Source organism: Sphingobacterium sp. UBA7253, assembly GCF_002472745.1.
Lineage (GTDB): Bacteria > Bacteroidota > Bacteroidia > Sphingobacteriales > Sphingobacteriaceae > Sphingobacterium > Sphingobacterium siyangense.
Genome location: NZ_DKSP01000104.1, coordinates 28,358 through 39,922 on the forward strand (window position 1 = coordinate 28,358; position 11,565 = coordinate 39,922).

Consider the following 11,565-nt stretch of genomic DNA (forward strand, 5'->3'; position numbering starts at 1 on the left):
ATCGGATTGTTTTTCCGGATAAAGGAGCTGCCGCACGTTACATCAACAGCGGCTATGAAAATAGCTGTATTTTTGAGAAAAAGCGGAATCCACAAACAGGCAGGATCGAAGGGATGGAACTTAAGGCCGGAGATATTCCGCTCGGCGCAAAATGTATTATTGTCGATGACGTGTGTTCGGCAGAGGGAACATTTCTTTGGGCAGGGAAAATATTGAAAGAAATGGGAGCCAGTGCAGTCTATCTTTTGGTCACGCATTGCGAACCCCGAATTTTTAAAGGGAACCTGCTGGATGATGATTCACCGATAACCAATGTCTTTACCACCAATTCTATGATGGATACCAAGCACCCCAAAATAAATTATATCAACTTAACGACTGAAAGCTATGTTTAAATCAATGAGCATGAATCCAATACTTTGGACAGATGGTTATAAATTGTGCCATAAGGATCAATACCCTGCACATACGCAATGGGTTTATGAGACTTGGACGCCGCGCATGTCCCGCATAGAAGGCATTAGTCATGTTGTATTTTTTGGATTGCAGGGGGCCTTGGCCGAAATCACGAATTCATTTGATGCAAACTTTTTTGCTCAACCGGAAGAGGAGGTCGTGGCGGCTTACGAAGAGGCAATAGCAGCTGTTTTTGAAAATACAAACACGAAGTTCGCATCGATGCATGAATCGAAACATATTCGCGATCTACATCGACTGGGGTACCTTCCAATCAAAGTAAATGCTTTGCCTGAAGGCAGCCTGGTGCCTATTGGCGTGCCAATGTTTACCATTGAAAATACACATCCCAATTTTTTCTGGCTTCCGGGTTATCTGGAAACACAATTATCGGCCTATATCTGGTCACCGATGACAGCAGCGACAATTGCAGATCGCTATAAAAGATTATTGACGGGTTTTGCCGAGAAAACGGGCGACGTCAATAAAGTCTTTACCCAAGCCGGTGATTTTTCCATGCGTGGTATGGGCTCTCCTGAAACGGCTTATCGTACAGCTGGGGGGCATCTGTTGAGCTTCGGTGTCTCAGCTACGCTTTCCGTTAGGGAGTATCTGAAATCCTACTATCATGCAAAAAGTGATGTGATGATGTATACCCCGTCTACGGAGCACAGTGTGATGTGTTCCTACGGTGAGGATGAAGTCGAGGCATTTCGGCATCTGATCACCAAGGTATACCCAAGTGGAAATATTTCCATTGTATCGGATACATATGACCTCTGGAATGTAGTTGACAACGTATTGCCGAAACTGAAAGATCTTATTATGGCTAGGGAAGGAAAAGTTGTTATTCGCCCCGATAGTGGCGATCCTGTAAAAATTATCTGTGGTGATGTGGCATCTGATCGCAGTACCGTTCGGAAAGGTATCGTCGAACGTTTATTTGAACTTTTTGGCGGTACGACCAACAGCAAGGGATTTAAGGAGCTGGATCCACATATCGGAGTGGTTTATGGTGATTCCATTACAGTGGATAGAGCCGATAAAATATGTCAAGGTTTGCTCGATAAGGGCTTTGCTTCCACCAATACCATATTGGGAATAGGCTCTTATACCTATCAATATGTTACACGCGATACTTTTGGTTTTGCGTTAAAAGGAACTGCCGAAATTGTCAATGGAGAATTTAAAGCAATTCAGAAACGTCCGGCTACAGATACCGGAAACTTTAAGAAGTCACAAAAGGGTATGGTGGCTGTGGTATTCGAAAATGATGAATTTCGTTTAATAGATAACCTGAATCCAAAAACTATAGCTGAACTGGAAAGTAGAAACCTACTCCAAACCTGTTATTTGGATGGTGAATTTACGCACACAACGCGTTTTGAAGAAATAAGGAATAGATTGAAAACTGAAACAATTCGAGTATATGGAAAATAGCGTAAACAAACCGTTTTTCATCCAGGATGAAAACGTTGCACAGTATGCACAATTGATGGCATCCTGGATTGCTCAGCAAGTGAAATCTGCAGGCCGTCAGGGACTTGTATTAGGAATGAGCGGTGGTATCGACTGCAGTGTTGTGGCCTGCTTATGCCGTCTGGCACAAGTAGATGTTCACTTGGTCATGATGCCCTACGGCAGCGATATGAATAATAGTAAAAGCCATCAGCATGCGATGGAGCTTATTCAGAAGTTTGATTTTCCGTTTCATGTGTTTGACATTCAGTCTGCTGTGGATGCGTTGGCAATTCATCAAGAACAATTTGTCGCGGAAGCCACAGCCGCTAACCGCGCCTTGAGCCTTGCAAATATTCGCCCACGTGTTCGCATGACATATTTGTATCAGTTTGCGCAACTGGGCAGCAGATTTGTTATTGGTACGGGGAATATGGCCGAAGCTACGGTAGGTTATTTTACGAAATGGGGCGACGGCGCCTACGATCTGAATCCGTTGGCAATGGTTACCAAACAGGAAGTATATACCTTGGCAAAATACCTGGGCGTACCCGAATCTATTCAGTATAAAAGTCCGTCTGCCGGCCTTTGGGAAGGACAGACAGATGAAGATGAATTGGGAATGACTTATGCGCAAATCGATGGGTTTATTTTGAAAGGTACATCGGGCAACCCGGTTATAGATGAACTTATTCGTAAACGTATACAACAATCTGCGCACAAGTTTGCAGCAGTGCCTACGTTCAAGGGTTAATTTTAACTAGTTAAGGCAATCGGCTAGTTATGGCAATCGACGCAAGCACTTCATAGCAGCTAACAAGAGACAAAAACTATGCTTTAATGAAGATGATTTTTAATTGGAGGAAAAGTTTAATGGCCTCATCGTTTTGCGTAATAAATGCGGCGTTGAAATAAATATTGATGAAAGAAAATGAATAGCATGATAACACCATTTGATCAGATTGTCGATGTGCAGCATATTGCCAGCGGCAAAAGGGATAATATACCGGCAATGCTGGCATTGGCAGAAAAGGAGCAGGTCAGGCCTGCAGCTTCGGACGTGAAACGGACGCTGCTTTTGGCAATAGATGTTCAGAACGATTTTATGGAATCTATTGGGAGTCTTGCGGTCAATGGTTCCAAAGCAGATGTTCAGCGTCTAACACAATGGATGTACCGTAATTTGGGCTCGCTGACACAAGTGATGTGCAGTCTTGATTGTCATTCGATGATGCAGATTTTCCATGCCGATTGGTGGCTGGATACGGAAGGAAATCATCCGGAGCCATTTACCATCATTCGCTATGCTGATGTCCGCGATGGTATCTGGCGTGCTGTGAATGGCCATACAGCCTTAGCGCTGGATTATCTTCAGCATTTGGAAGCTGAGGGAAAAAAACAATTGTGTATCTGGCCATATCACTGTTTGGAGGGGACCTCTGGCGCACAGCTTGAGAGTCAATTTACGAATATGCTCTATTTTCATAGTGCTGTGCGTCAGGTAAAACCAGTCTTGGTTTACAAAGGACAGGATCCGAATACGGAAATGTATGGTATTATTAAAGCCGAATATGATGGTCATAAATTCGTAAACCATGCTGTACTTGAAGCAATACGGGCACACGATGCCATTTATATCGCGGGAGAGGCATCAAGCCATTGCGTATTGGCTTCGGCGGTGCAGATTTTGGAGTATTTTGAACATGATCGGTCCATCACCTCCCGTATTACCTTATTGATAGACTGCATGTCGCCGATTGCCGGATTTGAAGAGCAAACCTTCCTGCAGTTTGATGCTTTAAAAGAAAAATATGGGATACAGATCAAATTGTCAACCGAAGTAAATTTGTAGTACATGGCAAGCTCAGCAAAAAAATATGTATATGAATATCCGAGGCCTGCAGTAACGGTTGACTGTGTGATCTTCGGCTTTGATAAAAACCAGCTTAAGGTATTATTGACCAAACGTGCAATAGAACCTTTCTTGGGAAAATGGGCTTTTCCAGGTGGTTTTATTCAGGAAGAAGAAACCGCCGACGACTGTGCGCTTCGTAAACTGCAGGAGGAGGCCGGTCTCAAGGATATTTTCCTTGAACAGCTTTATACATTTTCAGACTTAGCGCGTGATCCGCGCGGAAGAGTGATCAGCATTGCTTATTATGCGCTTGTCAAGCCTGAAACGTATATTTTGGAAGCGGGTGCGGATATTGAAGCTGTAAAATGGTTTGGCATTGCTGAAAATAAAGACCTCGCTTTTGACCATAAACAGATCCTGAATACCGCCATCGAAAGGCTCAAAGGGAAAATACGTTATCAGCCGATCGGTTTTGAGCTGCTGCCCGAACAGTTTACCTTGCCCGATTTGCACAATTTGTATGAAACTGTTTTGCAACGGTCAATTGACCGTGGGAATTTTCGAAAAAAAATCCTCAGCATGGGTTTATTGATCGACCACAGCGATAAGCAGAAAGATCGGCGTGCCAGGGCTGCGAAGATTTATAGTTTTGATAGGGTAAAATATAAAGAACTTACTGAATCGGGGTTTTATTTTGAAGTATAAGTAGAACAGGGGGAGCAGGCAGAAATGAAATAATTCGTATAAGGTCATTTATTAATAATCGGGATTGTTTTATTCTCCTGATCTGTTGCTATTCGTGAATACCAACGAAATCAAGCCGGTGCTAACCCTGAAAATCACCACAATCATGTACTTCAAATTGATCGATCAAAGATTTCTGGGTGTAGTATTTTGCGATACGTTTATTCTTTAGCAACAGCGAATCCCCCTTGATTTGTAATTCGAAAATAGGCTCTTTCTCTATTTTCTTGAAGGAAAACTCATGATTTTTGGTCTTAATCGTGAGACTGCTATCACTAGCATTATAAGTAAATTCTTTAATCTGATAGATTTCATTGGAATCACAGACATTGACCAAAAGCAGCTGTTTTTTATTTATTTTGATTTCTGCAAGATCACAGGCATAACATATTCCTGAAAATTCGATACCATATTTCTTGAAACTATTTTTGCTCTCCGGCTGAAGAATATCAATCGGATAGAGCTGATTAAAAAAAGCCAGGTCATCATTGGATGTGGATTTCATCGCCTCCTTTTTCTGTAAAGTGTCTATACTGGCAGGGGTACTAACTGCAATAGTTGTTTTTTTAGCTTCATTCTTTTGCTGGCAGCTGAAAAACAATGCTATACAGGGTAGAAAAATAGTTTTTATAGTGAACTTCATGGTTGTTTTTAGTAATTATTGTTGTTGCCCATAAACATATAAATTGAGAAACGGTTTTTATTATTCGATCTCGACCCATTTCTTTTCAAAATAGATCGTGCACACCGGTATATCGGTTGAATCGATGAATTTAGCTTGCACAAAATCACCCTTTGTGTCCACATATTTTAGTTTCGAGCCTTTACTGTCTAAGCCAGCGGTATCGTAATATGCACCCAGTCTGAGTTGAAATGGATTGTGTTCCACATCGTTGGTAAAGATGGAAAATAAAAGTAGTTTTTTTGAGCCTATATCTGCCTGCTCATAGCCAAAGAAGCGATGGTCTAAACGTATATTGGAATGTAGGCGTATGATGCTGTCTTGAGAAGTTAGGTTTACATAAGCTGTGGTGACTTCATCAGATTCCAGTACACTTTGCGAATTGGCATGGTCAATGCTATCCAGTTTGGCGTGTTTTGGCAATGCGGTGTCTTTTAAGACAGTATCTTTGACTGGCCTTTCGGTCGTTTTTGCGGGTGCTAGGTGTGCTTCCTGTGGCTTTGATTTTTCCTGACAGGCAATTTGCAATGAAAGAAGTATCAATGCGCCGATATAATAACTGTATTTGAAATGATTCATTGTTCTTTCTGTTACAAAATCCAAACCAAAGTTGCCTAAAATAGACTGAGAAAAAAATCCCTGTTTTCCGCTAAATAAAAAAAATGATAAATACGGTATTTTTACAGCATTCGCATGATTCTTGTCGTATGGAATGGATTACTGCGATACAACGACAAACAGAAAAATTAGCGCATGGCACATCGTATTTATATCTATAATGTAAATCTCAATACCAAAGAAACATATCCTTCTTATCTGGCCGAATGGAATTATGAAATTCCTATCCTGATGCTACCTTTATTTTCCGCCAATATCCGGTCCAAAGGCAGCCAGCTTTATGCAAACAAGGAAGATGGGATCGCAAGGCTTCGCTATTTTTATGCGTTGTTGGCTGATAGGTATCAATTGCATTATAAAAAAATATATTTTGAGCCTGTCAATAGGATGTTTGAATTTTTGGAGGCTTTGCCTTTCGATACTTTTCAGATCGATGGACGGGATGTTTTTACCATGAATGAAGAAAATGACGCGGAGCAGGCCAAAGATTGGGTGGCGGAAATAAGAATGAAGGCCGCTTTGTATGAACAAGCGGTCGAAGAACAGTCCTTAGATCCGCTGGACCCTCTTGTGAAAGAGTCTGGTTATACTTCATTTTTAGATGCTCTTCAAACCGATTGGATTGATTATGGCTTGGGCTTATGGGCAGAAGAGCTTGTGCAGGAGAAAGGAGCAGAGGTTTTCGAAGCGGAAGGAAAACAAGGATTAAAAAATGCTAAAGGTGATATTTTGCTTGACGCGATTTATGATGAGATATTTGAATTCAACGATCAGGGGATTGCGGTAGTTCAATCAAATGGACAATATGGTTATATCAATGCTAGCGGCGCTGAGCTGCTGTCCTGTCAGTATAGCGACGCTTTCGATGCCCGGCATATCAATGGGAACAATTACGCTGAAGTGGAAGTGGCAGGAAAACGTGGGGTACTGCATATGGATGCCAAACAGCTGAGCATACCTGCAATCTATGATGAACTCGACTGGATCGCCTATGGATTTATAAACGCAAGACAAGGGGATAGCCACATTCTCCTTTCGGCTGAAGGACGATTGATTATTTCAGATCCTGCACCCGAGCCGTTTATGTATGACTATAACAAGCTGTTCTATAACCGGCAAAAAGGAACGATAAAAAGGAAATATTACCGAATGGACGGTCAGTATTTAGGGACTTTTCTGGAAGGTAGTCTGGAGCCGCTAGCCAATCGATATTTTTGGATTAAACCCAATAAGCTACAGCCAAAAATTGCCGTCATTCAATCCGATGGTAATATCTTGGATGAAGGAATTGATCGGATTATCGTGTTGGATGACTATCAAAGTATTGCCTATCTCAAAAATAAAAGATGGCAGATTTACTCGCTTGAACATGGGGTATTTCGACTGATGGACAGCCTGATAGATAAAGTAGCTGTAGATAGCATACAGCAATACCGTAAAGATATTTTTGTCGTAGGCTGTGCTCAAGGACAGGGGATTTATGATGCTCTTCGAGGAGAATGGTTACTTGAACCTGTTATTGCCCATCAGAAAATCGAACATTGCTTTTTGGATTTTATGCGCATACACTGTGCTGCGGGAATGCGCTATTTCGATACGAAGCTTAACTTTTGCAGTGAGCATTACGATTATATTTGTTCGCCTTTTCATTATCCAGCACCTGAGGCAATCTCAGGCGAACTCCTGTTGCTTTTTAAGGGAGAGAAGATCTTTCATCTCGACCTAAACCGGAATGTGATAGAGATACCCGAAACAGCATTCGGGCATTTATATACAGAACGTTATCAGCTACAGGGGCGTGATCAAAGCTATTTTGTGCAGTTTTATCAAGCCTGGACGAAACGCAAGGGTGATGGATATGAACAGTATTTCGATAATGACACACTGCTTGAAAGGGGGAAGAAGCTCGATGCTGAAGGGAAGGTCTCCGAAGCCATTCGGCTGCTCAAAATCGCGGCCGATCGGGGCAGTGCAGACTGCCAATATTTCCTTGGAAATATATATACAGATGCAGGCTACGATGGAATGGATATCGCAAAGGGAAAGTTCTTCTATGAACAGGCAATGGCGCAGAACCATGCTCAGGCATGGAATAACTGGGCCTTTCTATATGCGACAGCGCATGGTGTTGAATTGGATATTTCGAAGGCCTTAAAAGGGTATCAGCAAGCTGTTGCGCTTGGAGAGGCGCAAGCCATGAGCAACTTAGGGAATTGGTATTACGAAGGAGCCTATGTGGAACAGGACTATGCCTTAGCCTTAGATTACTTTAAACAAGCTGAAAAAGCGGGTATCCCCAACGATGCGCAAATGGCAGAAATCTATTATCAAAAACAAGATTACGCGAACTTATTACGTTATTTAAAAAGGGATACCACAAATCAATTTGCTGCTATTTATTATGGGATTTTGTATGAGGAAGGACTGGGTGTTAAACAAAGTTTGCCAAAAGCCATCCGTTACTATGAACAAGCCAATGAAGAAAACGTGTACGCCTATGCTGTCAATCGTTTGCTGCAGCTGTATGCTGCGCATGGAGCTGCAGCAAACGCGGATAAATACGAGTTTTGGTTAAATTTTGCTAAAGAAAATACTGTTGAAATTGATCAATAGTAAGAGAATTATTATCGCATAGAAAATGGCTCATCGCATATATATTTACAATACAGATAAGAAGGATCAAGATTACTTTCCGCATTATTTAGGGGAATGGAACTATGTGATTCCGCCGCTTTTTTTACCCTTATTTGCTGCTAATCCGAAGGCAAAAGGTACCTTAGTTTATTCCGAAAAGGAGCCAGGAATCCGTAAGCTTCGCGCTTTTTATGATTTGCTCATTCGTGAATATAGGTTAAATTCAGATGCGTTGGCCATGGCAGCTATCGGGAAACTGTTCGATTTTTTGGACGGTTTGCCCTTTGATTACTTCCAGCTGAACGCGAGTGATGTATTTAACATGAGCGATGTTAAACATAGTCAACAGGCAAAAGATTTTGCATTTGAAGTCTATGAGAAGAATTTGCCCTATGAAAAAGCAATCGAAAAACAGTCCATAGCTGAGCTCGAATCTATTTTGCTTCCCGCTGGTTATACTTCTTTTTTAGCGATGCTCGAGCTGGAATGGGGCAAGTATGGCTTGGGCTGGTGGAATAGCGAAGCGATTGATAGTCTGGATAATCAATTTTTTGAAGACCAGGAGCTTTGGGGGATACGCAATGCAAAAGGGGAGGTGAAGGTCGAAGCAAGCTATCAGGAAATTGGTGATTTTGACTATGAAGGGATCGCTGTCATAAAGAAAAATGACCTGTTCGGTTATTTGAATAGGGGCGGCGAAGAAACTATTCCCTGTATTTATTCATCGGCAGCGCCAGCCCAATATGGAGTTGGATCAACCGTTGGTAAGGTGAGCTTAGCTAAAAAATACGGATTGATCAACGTCGGGAACGGAGAAATAATCATACCACTTGAATATGATGAACTCGAAGATTTTGCTTACGGTTATTACCAGGGAAAGAAAGATCAGCAATACTACATTATCGACGCCCAAGGTCAGTTCTTTAATGTTGTTGGTACAGACAGACCGTTTTACATAGATTATGATGGATTTATCTATCAGGATATTCCCGAAAATAAACTGCGTCATTATTATTCCAACAGAGGTATTTTACTTGGTGCTTTTGCCAATGGTGCCCTGAGCGAACTGCTGTTTGATTTTTATGCGGTCAATTTGAATAACAAAAAGAAAAAATCTGTTTTGTCTCCCGATGGAACTATCTTGGTCAAAGATGTTGATATACTCAATGCTGGAAACGGTCGAGGTGCATTATTCTTTGCCGATTCCGGTAGCATTCGTTTGTTTGATCTGGAAGCCCGGGCCTATGTACTGCAAGACTTGGTAATGCAATCCGTTCAAGGGGGGACTGATTTCGGTAATGGTGCCTGGGATTGCTATATCATCGAAACTGCTGCCGGTAGTGGGATCTATCAGGCTGCTGAAAAGGCCTGGCTGATCCCGCTCTCAACCCACTATGTGAAAATTGTATATGCTGCTGTGATGGATTATTTTATTCTGAAAGACCATGCGGGAAGATATTACTATTTTGACGCAGTGCAAAGGGCGCTCAGCTCCGCCTATGATTATGTCTGTGCAAGCGTTGATCACTATCAGGATCTGATGTTATTGCAAGGTGACCGCTTGTATAAGAAAGGCTCCGATGGTGTGGAAGTAATTCAGGAAGAACGATATGGTCAATTTCTGAAGAAGCTGGATCAATTGTCAGGAGAAGATTTTGATGTATGTAGCCGTTTTTTTGATCGATGGAAGACTGCAAAGGGCGATAATTTTGAATCCAGCTATGATAGTTATACCTTGTATCATATGGCCTTAGACTGCTACCGGCAGGGCGATGTTGAAAAGGCGATGCGCTATTTTACCTTTTCTGCCGACCAGAGAAATGAAAGCAGCATGCATGAACTTGGGAATATCTTTACGGATACCGATAGCGAAGACAATCGTTTTTTAGATTTGGACAGGGGAATTCAATATTATGAACAGGCCGCCCAAAAAGAATATGCCCCTGCCTGGAATGCAATTGGCTACCTCTTTCAGTATGGAATCGGCTATAACAAAGACTTGAAAAAGTCATTTGATGCTTACATGAAAGGAGCCGAATTGGGGAATGGCTATGCTTTGTCCAATTTAGGTTACTTTTATTCAAGTGGGACCTATGTTGAAGAAGATCTGGAAAAAGCCCTCACTTATTATCGGAAAGCGGAATTAAAATTAGTTGAAAACAACAGCAATATAGCCTCTATCTATTACAGTTTGGAAGATTACGATCGTCTATTGGTTTACTTGAAAAGAGATAAGGAAAATAGTTATTCCAATATTTATTATGGATTGCTCTATGATCAGGGACTGAAATTTAAAAAGGACAGTAAAAAAGCGATCCACTATTTTGAGCGTGCCAATGACTATGGCGTTTACGAAAGTGCCACAGCGCGCTTATTGGATTATTACAAGAATGATCCTACATTTAGAAATCAGGAAAAATTTGGCCATTGGTTAGGTTTTGCAAAAACCAATGAACTGGATATCGAACAGGATTTATTGCAATGGGATAATCAGTCCGATGATTCAAATGCAAGTTCTTCCTTTTTTAGTAAACTATTTAAAAAGAAAAAGTAAATCATGTTATCATCAGCAAATATAGATTTTAGTGGCATTCTGATCGACTTGATCATGATTGTTTTTTTTGGATTTGGAACGATTTATACGTTAACGGTAGGTATTGTTCATATTGTAAAGAAAAAAATACGAACCGCGGGGTATTATTTTCTGTCGTTTTTTCTGTCGGGTCTTATTGGACTTCTGATTGCAGGATTGCTGGCTTTTTTGTGGGCGATGTCATTGTCGTAAAGTGAAAACAATAAAGTGAATTTAGCACAATGATCTTTTGACTGCCGGTCAAAAGATCATTATGCTATGTAATTCCATCAATGGTTTTTGGCGTTGACAATATGCATGAGGTGGTGGTTACAATGCCATGCATACAGGCCTATATTGACCTTTAAAGAAATTAGTCTTTTGGTAACGGGGTGAATAAAACCCCTTTCAAGTTGTTCGGCTGAAAGGCTTCTCAGCAGTATGACCCAACGTTCATGTAGACCTTCTAGCAATTTTACCGAACTTTCTATGGGAATTATTTTGGCGTCGGGAAGTTCGGCCCACAATTTTTCTTCATATAATTTG

The 11,565-nt window shown here is 41.4% G+C and carries 11 protein-coding genes; 8 read left to right on the plus strand and 3 right to left on the minus strand.

Features of this window, described 5'->3' with window-relative positions; all coding sequences use genetic code 11:
- The 5 genes from B2X72_RS10100 to B2X72_RS10120 all read left to right on the plus strand — a co-directional run.
- On the plus strand, positions 1–395 hold a 395-nt coding region (locus B2X72_RS10100), incomplete at its 5' end, for a hypothetical protein (protein ID WP_414711794.1).
- 10 nt (positions 396–405) lie between these two features.
- Positions 406–1,896, plus strand: coding sequence for a nicotinate phosphoribosyltransferase (locus B2X72_RS10105; protein ID WP_198386073.1), 1,491 nt, complete (start codon positions 406–408; stop codon positions 1,894–1,896).
- A complete protein-coding gene (gene nadE / locus B2X72_RS10110) occupies positions 1,886–2,668 on the plus strand; it encodes an NAD(+) synthase (RefSeq protein WP_075991911.1) in 783 nt (260 codons plus the stop codon). The genes B2X72_RS10105 and nadE overlap by 11 nt, the downstream gene beginning before the upstream one ends.
- Positions 2,669–2,854: 186 nt before the next feature.
- The gene (locus B2X72_RS10115) at positions 2,855–3,766 is read left to right on the plus strand and encodes a hypothetical protein (RefSeq protein WP_286849471.1); all 912 of its coding nucleotides are present in this window, start codon (positions 2,855–2,857) and stop codon (positions 3,764–3,766) included.
- Between the two features lie 3 nt (positions 3,767–3,769).
- Positions 3,770–4,474 carry an NUDIX hydrolase gene (locus tag B2X72_RS10120; RefSeq protein ID WP_075991913.1) on the plus strand — a complete coding sequence of 235 codons (705 nt, stop codon included), beginning with the start codon at positions 3,770–3,772 and terminating at the stop codon, positions 4,472–4,474.
- Positions 4,475–4,595: 121 nt separating this feature from the next.
- Here B2X72_RS10120 and B2X72_RS10125 read toward each other — a convergent pair whose 3' ends face one another.
- Both B2X72_RS10125 and B2X72_RS10130 read right to left on the minus strand, forming a co-directional pair.
- Positions 4,596–5,156: a hypothetical protein gene (locus B2X72_RS10125; protein ID WP_286849472.1), complete on the minus strand. Its 561-nt coding sequence runs from the start codon at positions 5,154–5,156 to the stop codon at positions 4,596–4,598.
- A 60-nt stretch (positions 5,157–5,216) separates the two neighbouring features.
- Positions 5,217–5,774, minus strand: coding sequence for a hypothetical protein (locus tag B2X72_RS10130; protein WP_286849473.1), 558 nt, complete (start codon positions 5,772–5,774; stop codon positions 5,217–5,219).
- A gap of 174 nt (positions 5,775–5,948) precedes the next feature.
- Here B2X72_RS10130 and B2X72_RS10135 point away from each other — a divergent pair, with 174 nt between their 5' ends.
- Genes B2X72_RS10135 through B2X72_RS10145 form a run of 3 tightly spaced genes read left to right on the plus strand, consistent with a single transcriptional unit; the run spans position 5,949 to position 11,232 of the window.
- Positions 5,949–8,426: an SEL1-like repeat protein gene (locus B2X72_RS10135; RefSeq protein ID WP_286849474.1), complete on the plus strand. Its 2,478-nt coding sequence runs from the start codon at positions 5,949–5,951 to the stop codon at positions 8,424–8,426.
- Positions 8,427–8,451: 25 nt separating this feature from the next.
- A complete protein-coding gene (locus B2X72_RS10140) occupies positions 8,452–11,001 on the plus strand; it encodes an SEL1-like repeat protein (protein ID WP_286849476.1) in 2,550 nt (849 codons plus the stop codon).
- A gap of 3 nt (positions 11,002–11,004) precedes the next feature.
- Complete coding sequence (locus B2X72_RS10145; RefSeq protein ID WP_286849477.1) at positions 11,005–11,232, plus strand: hypothetical protein; 228 nt, start codon at positions 11,005–11,007, stop codon at positions 11,230–11,232.
- Between the two features lie 77 nt (positions 11,233–11,309).
- On the opposite strand, the gene B2X72_RS10150 is transcribed toward B2X72_RS10145, so the two are convergent.
- On the minus strand, positions 11,310–11,565 hold a 256-nt coding region (locus B2X72_RS10150; RefSeq protein WP_349681395.1), incomplete at its 5' end, for a DinB family protein.

What these genes read in the sequence shown, in the direction of transcription:
- B2X72_RS10105 (WP_198386073.1), top strand. Translation starts at nt 406, where the DNA reads ATGAATCCAATACTTTGGACAGATGGTTATAAATTGTGCCATAAGGAT.
- nadE (WP_075991911.1), top strand. Translation starts at nt 1,886, where the DNA reads ATGGAAAATAGCGTAAACAAACCGTTTTTCATCCAGGATGAAAACGTT.
- B2X72_RS10115 (WP_286849471.1), top strand. Translation starts at nt 2,855, where the DNA reads ATGATAACACCATTTGATCAGATTGTCGATGTGCAGCATATTGCCAGC.
- B2X72_RS10120 (WP_075991913.1), top strand. Translation starts at nt 3,770, where the DNA reads ATGGCAAGCTCAGCAAAAAAATATGTATATGAATATCCGAGGCCTGCA.
- B2X72_RS10125 (WP_286849472.1), bottom strand. Translation starts at nt 5,156, where the DNA reads ATGAAGTTCACTATAAAAACTATTTTTCTACCCTGTATAGCATTGTTT.
- B2X72_RS10130 (WP_286849473.1), bottom strand. Translation starts at nt 5,774, where the DNA reads ATGAATCATTTCAAATACAGTTATTATATCGGCGCATTGATACTTCTT.
- B2X72_RS10135 (WP_286849474.1), top strand. Translation starts at nt 5,949, where the DNA reads ATGGCACATCGTATTTATATCTATAATGTAAATCTCAATACCAAAGAA.
- B2X72_RS10140 (WP_286849476.1), top strand. Translation starts at nt 8,452, where the DNA reads ATGGCTCATCGCATATATATTTACAATACAGATAAGAAGGATCAAGAT.
- B2X72_RS10145 (WP_286849477.1), top strand. Translation starts at nt 11,005, where the DNA reads ATGTTATCATCAGCAAATATAGATTTTAGTGGCATTCTGATCGACTTG.